At 74.2% G+C, this 24740-nt stretch carries 6 protein-coding genes; 4 read left to right on the top strand and 2 right to left on the bottom strand.

The window, feature by feature from the left end; genetic code table 11:
* Positions 1-69 precede the first annotated feature (69 nt).
* The 4 genes from ACZ5GP_RS00345 to ACZ5GP_RS00330 are packed head-to-tail and all read left to right on the top strand — an operon-like array spanning position 70 to position 22187.
* Positions 70-14925 carry an SDR family NAD(P)-dependent oxidoreductase gene (locus ACZ5GP_RS00345; RefSeq protein WP_468748608.1) on the top strand — a complete coding sequence of 4952 codons (14856 nt, stop codon included), beginning with the start codon at positions 70-72 and terminating at the stop codon, positions 14923-14925.
* Positions 14922-18455 carry an amino acid adenylation domain-containing protein gene (locus ACZ5GP_RS00340; RefSeq protein ID WP_468748607.1) on the top strand — a complete coding sequence of 1178 codons (3534 nt, stop codon included), beginning with the start codon at positions 14922-14924 and terminating at the stop codon, positions 18453-18455. Before ACZ5GP_RS00345 ends, ACZ5GP_RS00340 begins: the two co-directional genes overlap by 4 nt.
* A 45-nt stretch (positions 18456-18500) precedes the next feature.
* Positions 18501-19649, top strand: coding sequence for an adenine nucleotide alpha hydrolase family protein (locus ACZ5GP_RS00335; RefSeq protein WP_468748606.1), 1149 nt, complete (start codon positions 18501-18503; stop codon positions 19647-19649).
* A gap of 9 nt (positions 19650-19658) precedes the next feature.
* Positions 19659-22187, top strand: coding sequence for a type I polyketide synthase (locus ACZ5GP_RS00330; protein ID WP_468748605.1), 2529 nt, complete (start codon positions 19659-19661; stop codon positions 22185-22187).
* Between the two features lie 79 nt (positions 22188-22266).
* Here ACZ5GP_RS00330 and ptlI read toward each other — a convergent pair whose 3' ends face one another.
* Entirely contained in the window at positions 22267-23631 is a 1365-nt protein-coding gene (gene ptlI / locus ACZ5GP_RS00325) for a pentalenene oxygenase (RefSeq protein ID WP_468748604.1), read from the bottom strand.
* 41 nt (positions 23632-23672) lie between these two features.
* Positions 23673-24683 (bottom strand): pentalenene synthase, encoded by a 1011-nt coding sequence (gene ptlA, locus ACZ5GP_RS00320; protein ID WP_468748603.1) that lies wholly within the window; start codon positions 24681-24683, stop codon positions 23673-23675.
* Between the last annotated feature and the right edge of the window lie 57 nt (positions 24684-24740).

The following is a 24740-nucleotide window of genomic DNA, read 5'->3' as shown; positions in this document are numbered from 1 at the left end:
GCCGCACACCGGGCCGCAGCCGCACTCCGAGCCGAACAGGGCCGAGCAGCAAGGGAAGAGGGAACGACCGTGAGTTCGCACGACGCCACCGAGGTGTCCGGGAACGACATCGCCATCGTCGGCATGGCCGGGCGCTTCCCCGGCGCCGACAGCGTGGGGGAATTCTGGGAGCTGCTGCGCGCGGGCCGCGAGGGCATCACCCGGTTCAGCGACGAGGAGCTGGCCGACGCCGGCGTACCCGCCGCGCTGCGCGCCGACCCGGCGTACGTACGAGCCCACGGCATCCTGCCCGACGTCGACCTCTTCGACACCGGCTTCTTCGAGTTCACCCCGGCGGAGGCCGAGGTCATCGACCCCCAGCAGCGCCTCTTCCTGGAGAGCTGCCACACCGCGCTGGAGGACGCCGGCTACGACCCGCGCCGCTACGACGGGCTGATCAGCGTCTACGGCGGCGCCGCCATCAACACCTACCTCCAGCAGCACGTCCTGCCGAGCATCGACCAGACCGCCACCTCCGACCACTTCAAGGTCATGGTCGGCAACGACAAGGACTTCCTCGCCACCCGCGTCAGCTACAAGCTCGACCTGCGCGGACCGAGCTACAGCGTCCAGACGGCCTGCTCCACCTCGCTCGTGGCCATCCACCTCGCCTGCCAGGGGCTCATCAACGGCGAGTGCGACATGGCGCTGGCGGGCGGCGTGACGGTCAAGCTGCCCCAGACACGCGGCTACCTGTACGAGGAGGGCGCGATCCTCTCCCCGGACGGGCGGGTCCGCACCTTCGACGCCCAGGCCGGCGGCACCGTCCTCGGCAACGGCGTGGGCATCGTCGTCCTCAAGCTCCTGGAGGACGCACTCGACGCGGGCGACACGATCCACGCCGTGATCAAGGGCACCGCCACCAACAACGACGGTTCCCTGAAGGTCAGTTACGCCGCCCCCGGCAAGGAGGGCCAGGCGGCCGTCATCGCCGAGGCGCACGCGGTCTCCGGCACGGAACCGGAAAGCATCTCCTACGTAGAGGCGCACGGCACCGCGACGCGGCTCGGCGACCCCGTGGAGGTGTCCGCGCTCACCGACGCGTTCCGCCGCGGCACGCCCGACACGGGCTTTTGCGCCATCGGCTCCCTCAAGTCCAACGTCGGCCACCTGGACGCCGCCGCGGGCGTCGCCGGAGTGATCAAGACGGCGCTCATGCTGCGCCACCGCTCCCTCGTGCCCACCCTCAACTACCAACGGCCCAACCCGGCCATCGACTTCGCCGCCACCCCGTTCTACGTCAGCACCGAGACGAAACCCTGGACGGCCGAGGGACCGCTGCGGGCCGGGGTCAGCTCGTTCGGCATCGGCGGGACCAACGCGCACGCGATCCTCCAGGAAGCCCCCCAGCAGGGCCCCGGCGACCCCTCCGCGCGTGAGGAGCAGCTCCTGGTGCTCTCCGCCAGGACCCCCACCGCCCTCGACGCCCTCACCGACGCCCTCGCCGACCACTTCGAGGCCGCCCCCGACACCGACCTCGCCGACGCCGCGTACACCCTCGCGCTGGGCCGCCGGGCCCACCGCCACCGCCGCGCCGTGATCTGCGCCGATTCCGCCGAGGCGGTGCGCGCCCTGCGTGCGCGCGCCGAGCCCGGCTGCGCGACCGGTCAGGCCGAAGACGGTGCCGAGCAGCGGCTGTTCACACCGGGCCCGGAGCTCTCGGGCCGCGCCCTGCTGGACGCCGTGCGCACCGCCTGGGTCGAGGGCGCCGAGGTGGACTGGGAGGAGTTCTACGCGGGTGAGCGGCGCCGCCGTGTCCCGCTGCCCACCTACCCCTTCGAGGGCCGCAGGGTGTGGCTCGAACCGCCGTCGAACAGCACGGGCGCGGACGTAGTGCAGGGCCCGCATCCGCTCATCGGCGCCAACGTCTCGACCCTGGCCGAGCACCGCTACGCCACCACCCTGACCGGCGACGAGTTCTTCGTCGCGGACCACCGCGTCGACGGCCGGGCCATCATGCCCGCCGTCGGCTACCTGGAGATGGCGCGCGCCGCGGGGGCGCTGTCCCTGCCCACCGGGGCGCGCTCCCTCGCCAGGGTCTCCTTCGAACGGCCGCTGCCCTTCCCGCACGGACCGCGTACCGTGCACGTCGAGCTGACCCCGCACGGGGACGGAGCACGGTTCGCGATCACCGACCCGGCCGGGACGGCGGCGGGCGAGCCCGAGGTCTACGCCCGCGGCGAGCTGTCCGGCACGGCCCCCGCCGACGCCCCGCCGCCGGTGGACCCGGCCGCCCTCACGGCGCGCTGCCCCGACCTGCTCGCCGCGGCGGACCTCTACGGCCTGCTGCGGGCCCGCGGCCTCGACTACGGCCCGGCCATGCGCTCCCTGCGTGAGCTGCGCCGCGGCGACGCCGAGGCAGTGGGCGTACTCGAACTGCCCGCCGACGCCTTCCCGGTGGGGGAGCGGGCCACGGACGACTTCGTCCTGCACCCGTCGCTGCTGGACGCCGCGCTGCACGCGGTGGTCGGCCTGCTCGCCGCCCGGGAGGACGACGGCACCACGTACCTGCCACTCGCGCTCGGCGGCCTCGACGTGTTCGCGCCGCTGCCCCGGCACTGCCTCGCCCACGTCACGCTGCCCGCCCACGGCGGAGGGGAGAAGCAGACCAAAGCGGACGTCGACCTCCTCGACACCGAAGGACACCTGCTCGCCCGCCTGCGCGACCTGTCCGTGCGCACCCTCAGGGACGTCCGTGAAGAGCCCGGGACCGCCCTCTTCGCCGGCGTCTGGCAGCCCGCGGCCCCCGAGACCCCGGCGGCCCCGCCCGCCGGAGCGCGGCTCCTCCTCGCCCACGACCCCGCCCAGCGCACCGCGCTGCTCGAAGCGCTCAGGGGCGCCGGTGACGCGGACCCCGCGGTGGTCCTCGCCACTCCCGGTGAGGAGTTCACGCGGGTCGACGACGACCACTACACCGTGCACCCGGACCGCGAGGCGGACTTCGCCGCGCTCCTCGACCGGCTCGCCGGAACCGGCCGCACCCCCGCCACGGTGCTGCACACCTGGTGGGCGGCCGAGGGCGGCCACGACCTCGACGGCCCGCGCTCGGTCTTCGCCCTGACCAAGGCGCTCCTCGCACGCCGTGGCGGCGACCGCACCGCGCTGCTGGTCGCCCACCGCACCGACGCCCACGGCGCGGACCCCACCGTGGCCGCCCTCGCGGCCTTCGGGCGCACCGTCACGCTGGAGAACCCGCGCCTCACCCACCGCCTGGTCGGCCTGGACGCCGACGCGACACTGCTTCCCGCGCTCGTCGACGAACTGGCCCGCCTGGACGACGGCGAGAGCGAGACCCGGCACAGCGGCGGCGTCCGACACGTGCGGCGCCACCGCCGCCTGGCCCGCACCGAACCCCCGACCGAGACCGCCGCCCCGCCGCTCCAGGACGGTGCCTGTCTGATCACCGGCGGCACGGGCAGCCTCGGCCTGGCCCTGGCCGAGCACCTCGCCGCGCGCACCGGGGCCCCGCTCGCCCTGCTCGGCAGGTCCGCGCCCGCCCCGGCGGCCACCCAGCGCGTCGAGGCCCTGCGCGCGGCTGGACACGCCGTCACCTTCCACCGGGCGGACGTCACCGACGAGGCGGCCCTGCGCGCGGCCGTCGAGTCCGTCCGCGCCGAGCACGGGGCGATACGCGGGGTCGTGCACGCGGCGGGCACGCTGGACGACGCCTACCTGCTGCACAAGAGCTGGGAGGAGTTCACCGAGGTCGTCCGCCCCAAGGCCCTCGGCGCGCGGCTCCTCGACCGGCTCACCGCCGAGGACCCGCTGGACTTCTTCGTCTGCTTCTCCTCCATCGCCGCGGCGTTCGGCAACGCGGGCCAGAGCGACTACGCGTACGCCAACGCCCACCTCGACGCCTTCGCCGAGCGCCGCCGGGCCCAGGTGGCCGACGGCAGCCGCTTCGGCCGCACGCTCTCCCTCGGCTGGCCGCTCTGGCTCGCGGGCGGCATGCGCCAGGACGAGGACGCCGTCCGGGCGCTGCGGCAGCGTACGGGGTTGTCCCCGATGCCCACGGACACCGCTCTCGCCGCCTTCGACCAGGCGCTGCGGCACGACGGCGGAGCGCTGCTCGTCGGCCACGGCGACCTGGCCCGCGTCGCTGCGGCGCTCGAACCCGTCCCCGTACGCCGCCCCCGCGCGACCGGGGGAGCGGGGGAAGCCGAACCGTCCGGCACCGATCTGGCCGCGTGGGCCGCCACCTTCCTCAAGCAACTGCTCGCCGAGCGCACGAAGCTCGACGCCGGGGAGATCGACCCGCGCGTGCCGTTCGACCGCTACGGCATCGACTCGCTGGTCATCACCCAGCTCAACGCCGAACTGGAGAAGCACTTCGACGACCTGCCGAAGACACTGTTCTTCGAGTACGCCACGTTGGAGGAACTGGCGGAGTACTTCGTCGCGGAGTACGCCGGGCGGCTCGGGCAACTGGCGGCAGCGTCCAACGGCCCGGCGGGCGGGTCCGCACCGCCCGCGAGCACCTCGGCCGACCGCGCGGAGAGCGGGCCGGCGCTCACCGCCCGGACCACGGAACCCGCCCCGCACCGGCCCGGTCCCGCCGACGCCGACGACGCCGTGGCCATCATCGGCCTCGCCGGCCGCTACCCCATGGCCGACGACCTCGACGAGTTCTGGGACAACCTCGCCGAGGGCCGGGACTGCGTCACCGAGATCCCCGCCGACCGCTGGGACCACGGCCGCTACTTCGACCCCGACCCGTCGGCCGCCGGCCGCGCCTTCTCCAAGTGGGGCGGCTTCCTGCGCGACGTGGACCGCTTCGACCCGCTGTTCTTCGGCATCTCGCCGCGCGAGGCGGAGCTGATGGACCCCCAAGAACGCCTGTTCCTGCAGAACGCCTGGCACGTGTTCGAGGACGCCGGTTACCGCGGGGACGAGCTGTCCGGCCGCCCGGTCGGGGTCTTCGTCGGCGTGATGTACGGCGAGTACCAGCTCTACGGCGCGGCGGACGCCGAGCGCGGCGGCATCAGGGTCACCGGTTCGTCGTTCGCCTCCATCGCCAACCGCGTCTCGTACACCCTTGGTCTGAACGGGCCGAGCATCGCGCTCGACACCATGTGCTCGTCCTCGCTCACCGCGATCCACCTGGCCTGCGAGAGCCTGCGCGGCGGGGAGAGCGAGATGGCCGTCGCGGGCGGGGTGAACCTCTCGCTGCACCCCTACAAATACGTCTTCCTCAGCCAGGGCCGCTTCGTCTCCGCCGACGGCAGGTGCCGTGCCTTCGGCGCCGGGGGCACGGGGTACGTGCCGGGCGAGGGGGTCGGCGCGGTGCTGCTGAAGCCGCTGGCCGCGGCCGAGCGCGACGGCGACCACGTCTACGGGGTGATCAGGGGCCACGCCGTCAACCACGGCGGCAGGACCAACGGGTACACCGTGCCGAGCCCGCACGCCCAGGCCGACTCCGTGCGCCGCGCGCTGCGCGGGGCGGGTCTCGAACCCGCCGACATCGGCTACGTCGAGGCCCACGGCACCGGCACGTCCCTGGGCGACCCGATCGAGATCGCCGGGCTCGCCAAGGCCTTCGGGGCGACGAAGGCGGACGACCGGCGGTGGCCCATCGGCTCGGTGAAGTCCAACATCGGCCACCTCGAATCGGCGGCCGGCATCGCCGGACTCACCAAGGTGCTGCTCCAGTTCAAGCACCGGCGCCTCGCACCCTCGCTGCACGCCGAGGAGCTGAACCCGAACATCGACTTCGGGCGCTCCCCCTTCCTGGTGCAGCGCGAGGCCGCCGACTGGCCCGCACCGGCCGGTGAGCACGGCCCGGTGCCGCGCCGCGCCGGACTCAGCTCGTTCGGCGCGGGCGGCTCCAACGCCCATCTGGTCATCGAGGAGTACCACCGGGGCCCGGAGCGCCCCGAGCGGCCCGTCGCCGCCCAGCGTTTCCCGCGACCGCTGGTCTTCCCGCTCTCCGCCCGGGACACGGAACGGCTCGCCGTCTACGCGGGGCGCCTCGCCGACTTCGCCGAACGCGAGCAGGTACGCGCCGAAGACCTCGCCCACACACTGCAACACGGCCGCCAGACCATGGCGGAACGCCTCGCGGTGGTCGCCGACGACGGCGCGGCCCTCGTCAGGGCGCTCCGAGCCTTCCAGCAGGGCGCCCCGTGCCCCGGGCTCGTGACCGGCACGGACACCGGGCCCGAGCAGCCGGGCGGGCACGACCCCGCCTTCGGCGCCGCCGCGCGCTGGACACGTGAGGGGTCGGCCGACTGGAGCGGGATCGCCCCCGCGGGGCCGAAACCCCGCCGCGTCCCCGCGCCGCCCTACCCCTTCGCCCGTGAGCGCCACTGGGTGCCCGCCGCCGACCGGAGCACCGCCGGCGCGCCCTCCCGCCTCCACCCGCTGCTCGACGCCAACGAGTCCACCCTCGACGAGATCCGCTTCCGCCGTACCTTCCGGGCCGGTGAACCGCTCGTACGCGACCACGTCATCGAGGGGCGGGCCCTGCTCGCCGGGGCGGTCTGCCTGGAGATGGCCCGCGCGGCGGCCCGTCTCGCCGGTCTCGACGACGCGCTCGGCCTGCGGGACGTGCTGTGGGGCCGGCCGGTGGTGATCGAGGACGGGCAGAGCGTCGACGTGCACGTCGGCCTGACCCGCACGGGCGACGGGCCGGAGCACACGGACGGCGCACTGGCCTTCACCGTCTGGACGGCACGGGGACAGGGAACCGGGCGCACGGTCCACGTGCGCGGCACGGTGTACGCGAACCCCACCGCTCCCGCCGCGGCCCCCACCGACCTCGCCGCCCTTCGCGCGAGCTGCCCCGAGGTCAGGGACCGCGCGGCGGTCCAGGCCGCCTACCAGGGCGCCCGCTTCGCCTACGGCCCGGCCTTCGACGTCATCGAGGAGGCCAGGTTCGGCGACGGCGGCGCGCTCCTCACCCTCACGCTGCCCGAGCAGGACGGCGCCTCGCCGCTGCCACCCGCCCTGCTCGACGGCGCGCTGCGGGCCTGCCACTGGGCGGCTTCGCCGTCGCCGCAGGAGAGCGGGAGCCTCGCGGTGCCCTTCCACCTCGGCGCGCTGGAGATCCGGACGCCGGGGCCGCTGCCGCGCAGGTGCCATGCGCACGCCGTGCCCGCCCGGCGGCCCGCAGCCGCCGGCGGGCGGCAGTTCGACCTGCGCGTACTCGACGACTCGGGGGCCGAACTGGTCCGTATCGACAACTTCGGCGGCCGTCACCTCGCCCAGCAGGACGCCCCCTTCTTCTACGAGCAGGTCTGGCAGGACCAGGCCCTCGAGGCGGGCGCCGCTCCCCGCGCCGACGCCGTGCTCGTCCTCGGGGACGACGACGAGGTGGCCCGTGGCCTGGCGGGGACGACCGGCGGGCGGCGCGTCATCGACGTACGCGTGGCGCCGCAGTTCGCGAGGACAGGCCCCGACCGGTACGCCGTCGACCCCGCGCGGCCCGGCGACTTCGAACGGCTCCTCGCGGACCTGGCACACGACGGCGTCCGCTCGCTCGACGTCGTACACCTGTGGGGCCTGACGGCCGAGCCCGTCGACTACGGGCGCGAGGGGGATTCCGCCGAGGCACAGGCCGCGCTCGACGGCGCCTTCGCGCGCGGACTGCACTCCCTGCGCTCCCTCGCCCTCGCCCTGGACGCCGTCCGCCTCCCCGGCCGGGTGCGCTGCGCCTACGTACTCGCCGACACGCAGGAGGGTCCCTGCCCCGACCAGGAGGCCGTGGCGGGCTTCGCGCTCTCCCTCGCCGGGGTGCTGCCGCGCTTCGAACTGTTCACCGTGACCGGCGCCGGCCGGCCGGGCCTGCCGGCCCTGCTGGACGCCGAGCTGGCGCAGGGCGGCCGTCCCGGCGGGGCGGAGGTCCGCCACTCGGCGGCGGGCCGCCAGGTCCGCGTCCTGCGCAGGGCCGACGTGCCGGACCCCGGAGCCGCCGTCCCGCTGAAGCGGGGCGGCACCTACCTCGTCACCGGCGGCACGGGCGGCATCGGACGCGAACTGGCCCGCCACCTCGCGTCCACCTACCGGGCGCGGCTCGTGCTGGTCAGCCGCTCCGCCGACCGGCCCGCGGCGCGCGAGGCCGCGGACGAACTCGTCGCGCTCGGCGGCGAGGTGCTGCTCGCGGCGGCCGACACCGCGGACGCGGCGGGCATGCGGGTCGCGGTGGCGCGGGCCAAGGAGCGCTTCGGGCATCTCGACGGCGTCTTCCACCTCGCGGGCGCCGCCGACCAGTGCTCCCTCCTGGAGGCGGACGCCGCCCGCTTCGCCGAGCTGCTGTCGGTGAAGGCGCACGGGGTCCGGCTGCTCGACGCGCTCACCGCCGACGAACCGCTCGACCTGTTCGTGGTCTTCTCCTCCATCGCCTCGGTCGTCGGCGACTTCGGCGCCTGCGCCTACGCGGCGGCGAACCGGTTCCTCGACTCCTACGCGGACCTGCGCGACCGCCGGGTCCGCGAGGGCCGCGCGGCGGGCCGCACCCTCTCCCTGGCCTGGCCGCTCTGGCGGATCGGCGGCGTGGACGCCCTGATGGGGGAGGAGGAGCGGGCCGGCTACCGCCACCGCACGGGCATGCGGGAGTTCACCGGGGAGGAGGGGCTGCGGGCCCTCGAACTGGCCTGGCGCACGGGGCGGACCCGGCTCGTCCCCGCGGTCGGTGACCCGGAGGCCGTGGACGCGGCGCTGTCGCCGCGCGCGGCGGGCCCGGCCGGAGTGCCCGCGCGCCCGCCGCACACCACGGGACCGCTCGCGACGACACACGGTGACAACACCGCCGACGCCGCGCGTCCCGCCACTGCCCCGGCCACCCCCGCTCCCGCCCTGCTGGACCGCATGCGGGACCACGTGCGCGCCCTGCTCGGCCACGTGCTCGGCCTCTCGGCGGAGCGCATCGACGACCACACCGCCCTGGACGCCTACGGTCTCGACTCCGTCCTGGTCATGGAGACCAACCAGCACCTGGACCGGGACTTCCCCGGCGCCCGAGGCACCCTGCTCTTCGAGTACCGCACCGTGCACGACCTCGCCGCCCACCTGCTGGACGAACACCCCGACGCCGCCCGGCGGCTGTTCCCCACGGAGGCCCCGCCCCCGAAGCCGCCGGTCGCCGCCGAGGCACGTCCCGTGGCCGCCGCCGAGGCGCGCCCCGCAGCCCCCGCCGCGCCCCCGCGGCAGCCCGCGGGCGACGACGACATCGCCATCATCGGCATCGGCGGCCGCTACCCGGACGCCCGCGACCTCACCGAGTTCTGGGAGAACCTGCGCCGCGGCCACGACGCGGTCACCGAGGTACCCCGCGACCGCTGGGACGCCGACGCGCACTTCGCCGCCGACCACGCGGCCCCCGGCACCAGCTACGGCAAGTGGGGCGGCTTCCTGGCGGACGTCGACGCCTTCGACTCGCTGTTCTTCCGCATCCCGCCCTCCCAGGCCAAGCTGATGGACCCCCAGGAGCGCCTGTTCCTGGAGGCCGCCTGGTCGGCGCTGGAGAACGCCGGCTACCCGCCCTCGCGCCTGCCGCGCCCCCGCTTCGGGGGACAGGGCCGCGACGTGGGCGTCTTCGCGGGCGTGATGTGGGGCGACTACGCCCAGCTCGCCGCCGAGGAGGCCGCGCGGGGCAACCACCACACGGTCCTCGCCAACCGCTCGGCCATCGCCAACCAGGTCTCCTACTTCGGGGACTTCCGCGGCCCGAGCGTCGTCGTGGACACCGCCTGCTCGGCCTCGCTCGTCGCCCTGCACCAGGCCTGCGAGAGCGTCCGCAGGGGAGAGTGCCGCTACGCCGTCGCGGGCGGCGTCAACGTCTCCGCGCACCCCTCGAAGTACGCGCACCTGAGCCGGATGCGGATGCTCTCCACCGACGGCCGCTGCCGTTCCTTCGGCGCGGGCGGCGACGGCTACGTGCCGGGCGAGGGCGTCGGCGCGGTGCTGCTCAAGCGGCTCTCGGAGGCCGTCGCCGACGGCGACCACATCCACGCGGTGATCAAGGCGACCGCGGTCAACCACGGCGGCCGCACCGGCGGCTACACCGTGCCCAACCCCCAGGCGCAGCAGGCCCTCATCGAAGAGGCCCTGGACCGCGCGGGCATCGACCCGCGCACCATCGGCTACGTCGAGGCGCACGGCACCGGCACCGCGCTCGGCGACCCCATCGAGCACACGGCCCTGCACCAGGCCTTCGCCGACGCCACCCGCCGACCGGGCACCATCGCCCTCGGCTCGGTGAAGTCCAACATCGGCCACCTGGAGGGCGCCGCGGGCATCGCGGGCGTCACCAAGGCCGTGCTCCAGCTCTCCCACGGCCAACTGGTGCCTTCGCTGCACTCCGAGGAGACCAACCCGATCATCGACTTCGACCGGTCACCGCTGCGCGTGCAGCACACGCTCACCGACTGGGCGCGGCCCGTCATCGAGACGGACGGGGTCAGGATCGAGCAGCCGCGCAGGGCGAGCGTCAGCTCGTTCGGCGCGGGCGGCACCAACGCGCACGTGATCCTGGAGGAGTACCGCGCCCCCGAGGAGCGGCCCGCCGCCCCGTCGCCCGGTCCCGAACTGCTCGTGCTCTCCGCTCGCAACCCGGAGCGGCTGCGCGCCTACGCCGCCGAGATGGCGGCCCATCTGCGCCGGGAGCGCCCGGCCCTCGCCGACACCGGCCACACCCTGCGCGTCGGCCGCGAGGCGCTGCCCGAACGCCTCGCCTTCCCGGCCTCCGACATCGACGACGCCGCCGACAAGTTCGCCGCCTTCGCCGACGGGGCGAGCGTCGCCTCGGCGATCACCGGCAATGCCGACCAGCACACGGCGCTGGCCGAGGTGTTCACCGACGGTGCGGGCCCGGATTTCCTGCGGACGCTCGCCGCAGCGGGGGACCACACCCGGCTCGCCCGGCTCTGGGTCTCCGGCGCCTTCGCCGACTGGACGGCACTGGAGGAGTTCGCGGCGGGCGGCTGCCGCACGCTCCCGCTGCCGAGTTACCCGTTCGAGCGCCCGCGTCACTGGCTGCCCGTCACCCGCAGGGAACCGACCGAGGCTCCTGTGCCGCCCCGCCGGACGGCGGATCGGCCGACGCCGCCCCGAGCAGCGGACACCACCTTGACCCTCGCGCCCACCGACCCGGTCGTACGCGACCACGTGGTCGGCGGCCGTGCGGTGCTGCCCGGTGTCGGCCACCTGGACCTGGTGGCCGACGCCCTGGGCGCGGACGCGGCGCGGGTCTTCAGCGACGTGCGCTGGCTCGCCCCGCTCGTGGTGGCCGACACCGGCACCGACGTCACCCTCGCCACGACAGAGTCCGACACCGCCCCGGCGCTCGACTACCGCCTGACCGCGCCGTCCACCGGCGACGCCCCCGTGTACTCGCTGGGCCAGGTCCTCGCCACCGCGCCCGAACGCCCCGAACCCCTGCCCATCGACCTGCTCAAGGCGGACTGCCCGCACCCGGTGAGCCACGAGGAGCTGTACGAGGGCCTGCGCCGCCAAGGCCTGCCCTACGGCCCCCACTTCCGCCGCGTCACCCAGGCCTGGACCGGTGAGCGCACCGCCCTCGCCCGGCTGCGCCGGCCGCGGGAGCACTCCGGCGCGGCCGGCCGGCCGCTGGACCCCGGCACCCTCGACGCGGCGCTGCACCCCCTGGCCCTGCTGCTCGCCGACGGCGGTGCGCCGGGCCGGCCGCTGCTGCCGTACGCCGCGGACCGGGTGGAGCTGCACGCGGCCCTGCCCGACGAAGGCTGGTCCCACGTCCGCGACCTGGGCTCGCGGCGGTTCGACGTCACCGTCACCGACACGGCCGGCCGGGTATGCGTACGCGTCCTCGGCCTGGCCCTGCGGGAACCGAAGCCGGAGCCGTCCATCGACTACCGGCCCCGCTGGGCGGTCGCGCCGCTCGCCGTCGCGGACACGGCAGCGCCCCGGGCGGTCCTGACCGTGGCAGGGGAGGGCTGCGCGGCGCTGGTGGACACCCTGCGCGCCGCCCACCCGGACGCCGAGCACCTGCGGCTGACCGTCGGCGACGGCGGCCTGGACGAGCGCGCCACGGACGACCTCCTGGCCCGCGCCCCGCACCTGGACCTGGTGTACTTCCTGGGCGTCGGCGGACCGCGCGAACCGGTGGACGACAGGGCCGGGCTGCACGCGGAGCAGGAGCGCGGCACCGTCTCGCTGCACCGGCTGGTCCGCGGCCTCGACCGGGCCGGCCTGCTCGACCGGCCCCTGGCCCTGAAGGTCCTCACCGCCGACGGCCTGCCGCTCGGGGACGACGACGCGCTGCGCCCGGCGGCCGCCGGGCTCGTCGGCTACTGCGAGGTCGCGGCCAAGGAGTTCCCGCAGCTCACCGCGGCCTGCCTCGACGTGCGTGGCGGTGAACTCGACGCGGCGGCGGCCGCGCTGGTCCACGAGCCGGCGCGGGCCAAGGTCCGTGCCGTGTCGCTGCGCGGCGGCGTACGGCGCGTCCGCGCGCTCGAAGCGGTCGAACCGGCTGCCGCCCCGACCCGCTTCCGCGAGCGCGGGGTGTACCTCGTCATCGGCGGCCTCGGAGTGCTCGGGCGCGACACCGCCCGGTACCTGGCCCGCGCCCACCGCGCCCGCCTGGTCCTCGTCGGCCGCGCGGCGCTGGACGAACGGCGCCGCGCCGACCTCACGGCACTGGAGGAGCTGGGCGCCGACGTCTCCTACGTACCGTGTGACGCTGGTGACCCGGCGGCCCTGCGCCAAGTGATCGACGAGACCAAGGAGCGCTTCGGCGCGCTCCACGGCGTCGTCCACTCCGCGATGGTGCTCGTCGACAAGCCCATCAGGGAGCTGTCCGAAGCCGAGCTGCGCACCGCCCTCGACACCAAGGCGGACACCGTGTGGAGCATGTTCCGCGCCCTGCGCGGCGAGCGGCCCGACTTCGTGCTGCTGTACTCCTCCGCGGTCACCCTGGAGGGCAACCACGGCCAGGCCGGATACGCGGCGGGCTGCCACGTCGCCGACGCGTGGGCGCTCGCCGCGGCCCGCACCGCGCCCTACCCCGTGCGCACCGTCAACTGGGGCTACTGGCACGCCGCCGGCGACGCCCACCGGGAGCGCGTCCTCGACCGCTTCGCCGCCGCGGGCATCCGGCCCATCAGCGCGGCGGAGGGTATGGCGGCCGTCGAACGGGCACTGTCGGGTCCGCTGCCGCAGACGCTCGTCGTCAAGGCCGACTCGAAGATCCTCGCCGGCCTCGGCGTCGACCCGGACACCGTGCTGAGGGCGCAGCCGCACCGGCCCGCCCCATCCGCCCCGATGACCCCCGGCCGCGCGGTGACGGGCGCGGTCAGCCACGGCACCGCCGCGGCCGCGGACGTCGAGACCTTCGCCCGGCGGCTCCTCGTCGGCGCCCTGCGGACCATGGGCGTCCTGCGCGATCCCGGCGAACGGCACACCCGCGACGGGCTCCGCGTCCGCCTCGGCGTCGCCACCGGGCAGGAACGGCTCCTCGGCCTCCTGATCGACGTCCTGCTGCGCGGCGGCCACCTCCGCGCCGAAGGCGCCGGGCTGGTCACCACCGCCGCGCTCGACGATCCGGAGCTGCGCCGCTGCGTCGCCCACCCGAAGGAGGCCGTGGCCGAGCTGACGGCACGTCATCCCGAGACGGAAGCCGTGACGACCCTGCTGCTGCGGTGCGTCGACGCGCTGCCCGACGTACTGACCGGACGGCGCGGACACATGGACGTGCTCTTCCCCGGCGGCTCACTCGACCTGGTCGAGGCCGTCTACGCGGGCGACCCCGTCACCGACCGGTGCAACGAGCAGGTCGCCGACACGGTGCTGCGCTACGTACAAGAGCGCCTGCGCGAGCGGCCCGGTGACCGGATCCGCGTACTCGAGGTCGGCGCGGGCACCGGCGGCACCAGCGCCCGCGTCCTGCGCGCCCTCGCGGCGGCCGGACTCGGCGACCACGTCGCCTACCTCTACACCGACGTGTCCGACGGATTCGTGCGGCACGGCCGCAAGCGCTTCGCCGCCGACCACCCCTTCGCCGACTTCAGGGCGCTGGACATCGAACGCGACCCCGGGGAACAGGGCGTCGAGACCGGCGCCCACGACCTGGTGCTCGCCACCAACGTCTTCCACGCCACCGCCAGCATCGACCGCACCCTGGCCCACACGAAGCGGCTCCTCGCCACCAACGGCGTCCTGGTGCTCAACGAGGGTGTGGAACTGCGCGACCAGATGTCCCTGATCTTCGGCCTGGCCACCGGCTGGTGGCTGTTCGAGGACGCGGAGTACCGGCTGCCCGGCTCCCCGCTCCTCTCCACCACGGCCTGGCGCGACGTCCTCGCCCACAACGGCTTCCGCCGCGTCACCGAGGGACCGCGCCCGGACGGCGGCACCCATCAGTGCGTCCTGGTCGCCGAGAGCGACGGCTTCGTGCCCGTGTCCGCCCCGGCCACGCCCGCCCAAGCGGCGCCGACCTCCCGGGCCGCCGACGAGGACCCCGCCGCGCGGCCCGCCGGCGCCGACGCGGTCGGTGGAGCGGAACGCCGGGTCAGGGAGGTCTTCGCCCGCGTGCTCGAAATGCCCGAGGACCTTCTCGACCCCCGGGCCACCTTCGAGAACTACGGCGTCGACTCCCTCGTGGTCCTCAGCCTCACCAAGGAACTGGAGCGGGAGTACGGGCCGCTGCCGTCCACCCTGCTCTTCGAGCACATCACCATCGAACGCCTCGCCCGCCACCTGGCCACCCTCGGAGCCGCGAAGACACCCGCACCGCAACCCGCTCCCGAGCCGCGGCCCGGGACGAGTGCGGGGCCACAGCCCGGCGGGACCGAGACCGCGGCCGGGCCAGAACCCGGCATCGAGCAGATCGTCGACAGCCTCTCGGACGCGGAGGTGGACCGCCTGCTGCGCCAGCTGAGCAGCGTCCTCGAGGACCAGGAGGAACAGCGATGACCACACCCTTCAGCGCCGTCCTGATCGGCGAGGAGCCCCTGCTCGCCGAATGCGGCGAGCACCTGCTGACGCGGGGCCACCACGTGGCCGCCGTGGTCGCCGAGGACCCGGGGCTGCGCCGCTGGGCCGCCGAGCACGGGCTCAGCGTCGTCGATCCGGGCCGGGGCCTCGCGCAGCGGCTGCGTCCGCTGCGGTTCGCCTACCTGTTCAGCATCACCAACCTGCGGATGCTGTCCGACGAGGTCCTCGCACTGCCCGAGCGGGTGCCCGTCAACTTCCACGACGCGCCGCTGCCCCGGCACGCCGGCCTGCACGCCACCAGCTGGGCCATCCTGGAAGGCGCCACCGAGCACGGTGTCACCTGGCACGTCATGGAGCGCGAGGCCGACACGGGCGACGTGCTCAAGCAGCGGGCGGTGCCGGTCGGCCCCGAGGACACCGCGTACACCCTCAACCTCGCCTGCTACGAGGCCGCGGCGGCCAGCTTCGGCGAGCTCGTGGAGGAACTGGCCGCGGGCACCGAGACCCGCACCCCGCAGGACCTCACCCTGCGCACCTACCACGGACTCCACGACGGCCCGCCCGACGGCGGCCTGTTCTCCTGGCGCGGGACCGCCGCCGGCCTCGGCGCCCTGGTGCGCGCCACCGACCTCGGACCGCACCGCAACGCGTTCGGCCTCGCGCTCCTCGCCCTCGACGAGCGCCTGTTCGCCGTACGGAACGCGGAGGTCACCGACCGCCCCTCGACGAGCCCGCCCGGCACCGTGGTCGCCGTCGACGGCCCGGTCGTGACCGTCGCCACCACCGACTTCGACGTACGGCTGAGGGACCTGGCCGACCTGGACGGCGACCCGTCGGCCGTGGCGGGGCTGCGTCCGGGCGACCGGTTCACGCAAGGGGACGACGCGGCCCGGCAGCGGTGGGCGACCACCGCCCGCGCCGCGCGGCGCCACGAGAGGCACTGGCTGCCCCTGCTCGCCGACCGGGCGCCCCTCGAAGTCCCCTGGCCGGCCGCCCCGGAGGCCGCGGAGCCGTCCGGCACCCGCACCCTCGCCCGCGCCGCGGTCCCGCCGGACATCCCGGCCGGGGACCCCGACGAGGCCAGGGCCTGGCTGCTCGCCGTACTCCTGCGGTTCCTCGGCCGGATGGCGGGGGAGGACGAGGGCGGCTTCGACGTGGCGCTGCGCCTCACCGCGGAAGCGACCGGGCCCCTCATGTCCGACGTGCCCTTCCGTGCCCCCGAGGCCGAACAGGGCCGTTCCCTGGCGGCTTTCGCGGAAGCGGTCTCCCGGCGACTCGCCGAGCAGGCCGGGCGGGGCGCCCCGCTGCGCGGAGCGCACCTGCGCCTGCCCGGCCCCGGCGGACGAGCGGCGCTCGCGGCGAGCGCGCTGCCGGTCACCGTGGACCTGAGCGACGGCCACGGCACCGCGCACCGCCCGGCCGGGGCCGCCCTGACCGTACGGATCGGCGGGCCCGGTGACATGCCCCGCGCCGTCGCCTTCATCCCGGCGGACGAGAGCAGGGCGGCCGCCACCCACCAACTGGCGGCACGCTTCGAGCGGTTCCTGCACTCGGCCGCCGAGCGGCCCGACGAAGACGCCGGGCTCCTTCCGCTGCTGTCCGGCGACGAGAGCCGCCTGGTGCTCGACGCCTGGAACGACACGGCCGCCGACTACCCCGCCGACCGGTGCGTGCACCAGCTGTTCGCCGAGTGGGCGGCCCGGCGGCCGCAGCAACCCGCCGTCCGGTTCGGCGACACCGTCCTCACCTACGGCGGCCTCGACCGCAGGGTCAACCGGCTCGCCCGCCGCCTCGCCCACCTCGGCGCCGGTCCCGGCACCCTCGTCGGGGTGTTCCTCGACCGTTCGGCCGACCTGATCACGGGGCTGCTCGCGGTGTTGCGGACGGGCGCCGCGTACGTGCCGCTCGACCCGGTCTACCCGCCCGAGCGCATCCGGCACATGCTCGACGACTCCGGCGCCGCCCTGGTGCTCACCGAGCCCGCGCTCTCCTCCGCGCTGCCCGCCGACTGCCCGGCACAGCCGGTGGAGATCCGCCCTGGCGAGGAGCTGCACGAGGCACAAGAGGCGGACGTCGAGGACGACTTCCCCGACCGCGCCTCCGCCAAGGACCTCGCCTACGTCATCTACACCTCCGGCTCCACCGGCCTGCCCAAGGGCGTCAGGGTCGGCCACCGCGCCCTGACCAACTTCCTGTGCTCCATGGCGAAGGAGCCGGGATTCGGCCCGCGGGACTCCCTGCTCGCGGTGACCACGGCCTGCTTCGACATCGCGGGACTCGAGCTGTACCTGCCGCTGGTCACGGGCGGCGAGGTGCGGGTGGCGCCCGCCGAGACGGCCGCCGACGGATTCGCGCTGCGCGCTCTGGTCGAGGCCTACCGGCCGACCGTCATGCAGGCGACGCCCGTCACCTGGCGCATGTTGATCGGCGCGGGCTGGCAGGGCGGCGCCGGGCTGAGCGTCCTGTGCGGGGGCGAGGCGCTGCCCGGCGACCTGGCCGCCGAACTGGTGCGGCGGGCGGACCGGGTCTGGAACATGTACGGGCCGACCGAGACCACCATCTGGTCCTCCCTCGACCGCGTCGAGGCGGGCCGGCCGGTCACGATCGGCCGGCCGCTCGCCAACACGCGGATGTACGTGTTCGACGAGCGGCTGCGGCCCGTGCCGCCCGGCAGCCCGGGGGAGCTGTACATCGGCGGTGACGGGGTGGCCGACGGCTACCACGGCCGGCCGGACCTCACCGCGGCCAGGTTCCTCGACGACCCCTTCGCGCCCGGCCGCGTCTACCGCACGGGCGACCTGGTGCGGCACCTGCCCGACGGCCGCCTGGAGTATCTGCGCCGGGTGGACAGCCAGGTCAAACTGCACGGCTACCGCGTCGAGCCCGGCGAGATCGAGACCGTCCTGCGCGACCACCCAGCCATCGCCCAGGCCGCGGTGGTGGTGCGCGACGACGAGCCGGGCGGCGACAGGCTCGTCGCCTACACCGTGGCCGAGGGGGATGCGCGGGTCCCGGACGCCGCCGAGCTGCGCGCCCACGTACGGGCGCGGCTGCCCGCGTACATGGTGCCGTCGGCCGTCGTCCCGCTGCCCGCGCTACCCCTGACGCCCAACGGCAAGCTGGACCGCAGGGCCCTGCCCGCCCCGCACGGCGCGGCCGCCCTCGACGGGCACTCGGCCGACGCCGCGCCGCGCGGCGCGCTGGAGCAGCAGATCTCCGCGATCTGGCGGAGCGCGCTCGGCCTCGCGGACGTCGGCGCCGACGTCAACTTCTTCGACGCGGGAGGCGACTCGCTGCGGCTGACCCATGTGGTGGCGCGGCTCAGGGCGGAACTGCGCCCCTCACTGAGCCGGCTCGACATGTTCCGTCACCCGACGATCCGTGCGATGGCCCGTCACCTCGCCGAGGACGGCGCCCCGCCCCGGCCGCCGGAGGGCGGGCGGCACAAGGGCGGCCGGGACAGATCGCTGCTCGGAGCGCGCCGTCGCAGGTCCGGCGCCGAACGCTGAGCCCGCCGCAGGCCGCAGGGCCGACACCACTCACCAGGAGGCACCGTGGAACCCACCATCGTCCGCTGCAAGATCTGCTCGCTCAAGGACGGGCACCCGGGGGTCGTCCTCGACGACCAGCAGGTGTGCAATCTCTGCAACCTCGATTTCGCGGGTGACCTGATCGTCAACTACAAGTACACCAACGAGGTGTTCGCCCAGTTCCAGGCGGCGCCGCCCAATCCGCGCGGCGAGTTCGACTGCCTCTTCATGTACAGCGGCGGCAAGGACAGCACGTACATGCTGGACAAGTTCGTCAACGAATACGGCAAGCGCACGCTCGCCTACACCTTCGACGTGCCCTTCGAGAGCACGCACGCCGCGCAGAACATCAAGCTGGCGCAGGAGAAGCTGCCGGCGACGTTCGTGGTGGACGCGGACGACGACAACATCAAGAAGATGATGCGGGACGTCTTCAACCGGCCGCGCCCGAAGAAACCGGGTCAGTACCTCGACGAGAAACTGCCCTGCGTCTCCTGCCGCACGTTCTTCGTGATCCGCGCCATCCTGTACGCCTTCCGCGAGCGCATCCCGTACATCGCCCTGTGCGCCGATCCGCAGCAGATCCTCACTATGGAGTCGAACGTCAGGGAAGTGGTGCGCGGCTTCTACAAGTCCTTCGGGCCCGAGCTGGCGAGCGAACTCTTCGACGGCGCGATCGAGGAGATCCTCTTCGCCGAGGACGACGAACTTCCCAAGATCGTCTTTCCGTTCATCGCCATGCGGCACGACTACGACCCCGACCGCATGGTGGCGGAGCTGAAGGAGAAGGGGCTGTACGCCTCTTCGCCGATGGAGACGCACTGCACGCTGTTCCCCCTCCTGAACTACTACTCGTTCAAGAACTGGGACTGCATGTTCTACAAGCTCAACGCGTCCAGCTACACGCGCGCGGTGAGCCGCAACAAGGACTACGACCGTTCCACCTTCAGCATCAAGTTCCCGCGCTCCCTGAACCTGCCCGAGGTCGAGGAGAAGCTGAAGAAGGTGGTTTTGGAGATAGCCGCGGGCGAGGGGGACCGCGAGCAGCATCGCGCCGCGCTGGTGGAGCTGTTCAAGCAGATGGACACCACCGACGACGGCGCGCGGTTCATCGCGGAGACGTTCCTGGACATGCGCGCGGTCGCGGCGGACCTCGGTATCAAGGTGGGTTGAGGAGAAGACATGGACGACCAGCGGACAGAGCAGCAGGAATTCGAGGCCCGGGACTCCGACATCGCCGTCATCGGGCTCGCCTGTCGGTTCCCCGGCGCCGACACCCCCGACGCGTTCTGGCAGGTGCTGAGCGAGGGCAGGGAGACCCTCACCTACTTCACCGACGAGGAGCTGCGCGCGGCGGGGGTCGGCGAACACCTGCTGACCGACGACCGGTACGTCAAGGCCGGGCAGGTGCTCGCGGACGCCGACACGTTCGACGCCGGCTTCTTCGGCATCACCCGGGACGAGGCGGAGCTGATCGACCCGCAGCAGCGCCAGTTCCTGCAGTGCGCGCACGAGGCCCTGGAGACAGCGGGCTACGACCCGCGCCGCGGCGAGCAGCAGATCGGCGTCTACGCCGGAGTGGGCCTCAACACCTACCTGCTGCACAACCTCGGCGAGCGCTACCGGACCGCGTCCTCCGTGGACCGCTACCGCATGATGATCACCAACGACAAGGACTTCGTCGCCACCCGCACCTCCTACAAGCTGAACCTGCGCGGCCCGAGCGTCAGCACCAACACGGCGTGCTCGACCTCGCTGGTGGCCGTCCACCTGGCCTGCCTCAGCCTCCTCTCGGGAGACTGCGCGATGGCCGTCGCGGGCGCCGCCCACATCCAGGCCGACCAGGGCGAGGGCTACCTCCACCACGAGGGGATGATCTTCTCGCCGGACGGCCACTGCAGGGCCTTCGACGCCAAGGCGCAGGGCACCGTCATCGGCAACGGCGTGGGCGCCGTGGTCCTCAAGCGGCTGACCGACGCGCTGGCCGACGGCGACACCGTGCACGCCGTCATCAAGGGCACCGCGGTCAACAACGACGGCTCGGACAAGACCGGTTACACCGCGCCGAGCGTCCAGGGGCAGGCCGCCGTCATCGCCGAGGCCCAGCAGATCGCCGACGTCGACCCCGAGACCATCTCGTACGTGGAGGCCCACGGCACGGCGACCCCGCTCGGCGACCCGGTCGAGATCGCCGCGCTCAACCAGGCCTTCGGCCGCGAGGGCGGCACCCTCGCCCCGCGTTCCTGCGCGATCGGCTCGGTCAAGACCAACGTCGGCCACCTCGACACGGCCGCGGGCATGGCGGGCCTCATCAAGACGGTCCTGATGCTGCGGCACCGCACGCTGGTCCCCAGCCTCCACTTCGAGTCCCCCAACCCGGAGATCGACTTCGCGGCGGGACCCTTCCACGTCGTCACCGAGACCCGGCAGTGGCCCGAGGGAGCCACACCGCGCCGGGCCGGCGTGAGTTCCTTCGGCATCGGCGGCACCAACGCCCACGTCATCGTGGAGGAGCCGCCCGCCCTCACCCCCACCCCCGACGCCGAGGACGCCGGGCCCCGCCTCCTGGTGCTCTCCGCCAACACCCCGGCCGCCCTCGACACGGCCGCCGCCGAGCTGGCCCGCCGGCTCCGCAAGGACCGCGACCTGGCCCTGTCCGCCGTCTCCCAGACCCTGGCGCTCGGCCGCCGCACGCACCCCTACCGGCGCGCACTGGTCGCCGGCGACGTACGGGACGCCGCGCTCGCCCTGGCCCTGGGCGACGCCGACCGGATCCTGACCGCCGATCCCGCCGACGAGCGGCCCGTCCTGGACCTGGCCCCCGGCGACGGCACGCCCGGACACGCCTCGGCCCTCTACACGCGGACCGCGGCCTTCCGCGACCACTTCGACCGCTGCGCCGCCGAGCTGGGGACATCCGCCGACGAACTGCTGGGCGCGCAGAGCCCGGAGGCGGACTTCGCCGTCCAGTACGCCACGGCCCGGACCCTGGCCGGCTGGGGGATCACCGCCCCCGTGGTCGCCGCCGACCGCACCGCGCTGCCCGACGCGGCACTGCGCCTCCTCGAAGAGATCGGCGCGCAGCACGCCGCCGGTGCCGGGCGGCCCGCCATCGCCCTGCTGCCGCAGGGGCCGGCGCCCGTAGGTACCGAGTTCCTGCTCGCGCTCGTCGGGCGGCTGTGGACGGCGGGCGAGGACGTCGACTGGGCGGCGTTCCACGAGGGCGAGCGGATACGCCGGGTGCCGCTGCCCACCTATCCCTTCGAGCGCGTACGGCACTGGATCGAGCCGCACGGCGGCGCGGCACCGGCCGCCGAGCCCACCGCGCGGACGCTGCGGGACCGCTTCGAGGGGGCCACGGACGCGCAGAAGAGCGCGCTGCTCACCGGGTTCATCCGGCAGGAGATCGCCGCGGTCCTGGGCACGCCCGACCCGCGGACCGTGGACCTCGACACCAATCTGTTCGACATGGGCCTGGACTCGCTGATCCTGATCGAGGTCATCGCCAAGCTCAGCGAGGAACTGGCCCATCCGGTGCGCTCGTCGGCGTTCGTCGAGTACCCGACGGTGCGCTCCTTCGTCGCCGACCTCAGCGGCGAACTGGGCATCGCCCCGGACGCGGCGGCCGCGGCCCCCGCCGCCGCCTCCGAGGGCCGTGTCTCCCGCAGGGCCCAGCGGGCCGCCGCGCGCCGCCCGGGCGGCGCGCGGTAGGCGGTACGAGGGCGGCTGGGCCGACGGGCTCAGCCGCTCCGGACGTCCGCGACCCGCACCGCCGTGCGCGTCACCGCGCTCACGGGGTGCGGGCGGTCAGCCGCAGGCGCAGGCGGCGCGGCTGGTACACGGTGGCGAGCGGGACGGGGCGCACGTCGACACCCGGTTCGCAGGTGACCCGCCACTTGCTGAGGATGGTGGCGAGCGCGAGGGTCGCCTCGGTGCGGGCGTACAGGTCGCCGATGCACTTGCGGGCGCCGGTGCCGAACGCCATGAACGACTGGCGGGCCTGCGGCGTCACCCGCTCGGGCAGCCAGCGGTCGGGGTCGAACCGGCGCTCCTTGGGGAAGGAGGGCGCGTCGAGCGCGACCGCGGCCGGACTGAAGACCACCGTGCTCTGGGCCGGCAGCCGCAGCCCCGCGACGTCGAGTTCCGTGGTGGTCAGCCGGGTGAAGAGCCAGGCGGGCGGGTACAGCCGCAGGGTCTCGGTGATGATGCGGTCGGTGAGCTGGAGCCGGGCGACGTCGTCGAACTCCGGTGCCCTGCCCGCGAGGACCTCGTCGATCTCCGCGTACAGCTCCCGCTCGATCCGGGGGTACTTCGAGAGCAGGTAGAAGATCCAGGTGAGGGTGGCCGCCACCGTCTCGGTACCGGCCGCCATCACGGTGATGACCTGGTCGTGGATCTCCCGGTCGCCGAGCCTGCCGCCGTCCTCGTCGCGGGAGTCGAGGAGGGCGGAGAGCAGGTCGTCGTGGTCGACGCCGTCCCGGCGGTAGTCGTCGATGAGCGTCTGGGTGGTGCGGTGCAGGTAGTCCAGGTTGGCGCGGTAGCGCCGGTTGCCCGGACCGGGCAGCTTGCGTACGGCCGCGGGCAGGAACATCTGCCGGAAGAGCCCCTTGAGCACGGCGTCGAAGGCGCGCTCCACGCTGTCGGCCAGTTCCTTGCTGACCGGCGTCGAGTACAGCGTGCGGCCCACGGTGCGCAGGGCCATACCGTACATCTCGGGGAAGGCGTCGACCACCAGGCCGTCGCTCCAGCGCTCCGCGCTCGCCTCGATCTCGGCGTGCATCGCCGACGCGTACCGCTTGAGCTGGGGGCGGGTGAACGCCGACTGCATGAGCCTTCTCTGCCGCCGGTGGTCGGCGTAGGGGCAGGTCACCAGGCCGTTGCCCGCGATGTCGCGGGCGCGGTCGTAGAAGATGCCGCCCTTGTCGTACTCGTTGTCGCTGGTCAGGACGTGGCGCAGGAGAGCGGGATGGGTCGGTACGTGGGCCTCGGTGGGGCCCAGGCGTATCTTCACCAGGTCGCCGTGCCGGGACAGCGAGGACATGAACTGCAGCGGACGGCGCATCATCTGCCAGGCGTGACCGACCAGGGGCACGGCTCCGGGTGCGGTGCCCGCGACGAAGGTCTGCTGCTCGGTCCGGGTGGTCTGCTGGGCCATGGGGGTTCTCCTCGGGATGGTGGGGTTCGGGTGGTGGTCTGTCAGCGGACGCTGCCGAGTTCTTCGAGGAACCCCTGGCGGCTTGCGGCAAGCGCGAACTCGGCGTCGTAACGTCCCGATGAGCGGTGCCAGTCGTAGGAGCCGCGGATGACGGGCCGCACCGCGTCCAGGCGGTAGCGTTCGACGGCCTCGCGCTCGTCCGCGGTGAGGGAGAAGGCGTCGCAGACCTTGGGCAGGATGCTCTCCAGGAGCAGGAACTCCTCCAGGCGTACGCGCACCTCGTCCTGCATGTGGGCGATGCTGCGGCTCTTGGGCCAGCCGTGCTCGCGCATCAGGATGAGGACCATGTTGTTCAGCTCGCCGCGTGCCTCCTCCTTCTCCAGGGAGGCGATGTCGTTGAGCAGCAGGTTGACGTCGACGGCGATCCGCAGCATCGCCGACATCACGGCGCTGTCGAAGACCCGGTGCGGCACCTCGAAGTGCCCGGTGGCCTCGGCGAGATCGACGGTGGGCTGCACACCGATCGTGTGGCGGCGCATGGCGAGGTAGCTGCTCGCGGAGTCGCAGGGGGTGGCGTCGCGGCGGCCGTGCGCCTCGTCGACATAGCCCTGGAAGTAGTTGCGCCAGTGCCGGGCGCTGCGGGCGCACCACTCCTTCGACATCCCCTGGCAGGTGCGCCGCCAGACATCGGCGAAGCCGTGCGCGATCAGGGGCGCGGAGGCGGGCAGCGGTCCGTCCAGGGCGGCCGCCACGACGTCGGTCAGCTGTTTGGTCTGCACCGGGTCCTCGCCGCGCGGCCCGTCGAAGAGGTCGTCGAAGAGGAAGAACCAGGACATCAGGTCGACGCCGAGGTCGAGGTCGGCGCCGCTGGTCGAGGGATAGAAGCGGGAGGCGAGGTCGGCGTAGCCGCCCTTGCGGTGGCGCTCCGCGGCGGCCTCGCTGGTGATCAGGCCGAAGGAGCGGGGCCATGCGATGTGTTCGGCCTCGGCGCGGGCGTGATCGGGGCTGCGGCGGCCGGGCAGCGGTATGGAGAAGTCGACGTCCTGGGGCATGGGGACTCCCTGGCTGTGGAACAGGGCACGCGGAGGTGCTCGGGGGATGAGGTGCAC

This window comes from Streptomyces sp. NPDC031466 (genome assembly GCF_055581265.1).
Note: the sequence above shows the minus strand (reverse complement) of the source record. Positions and strands in the feature narration are given on the sequence as shown.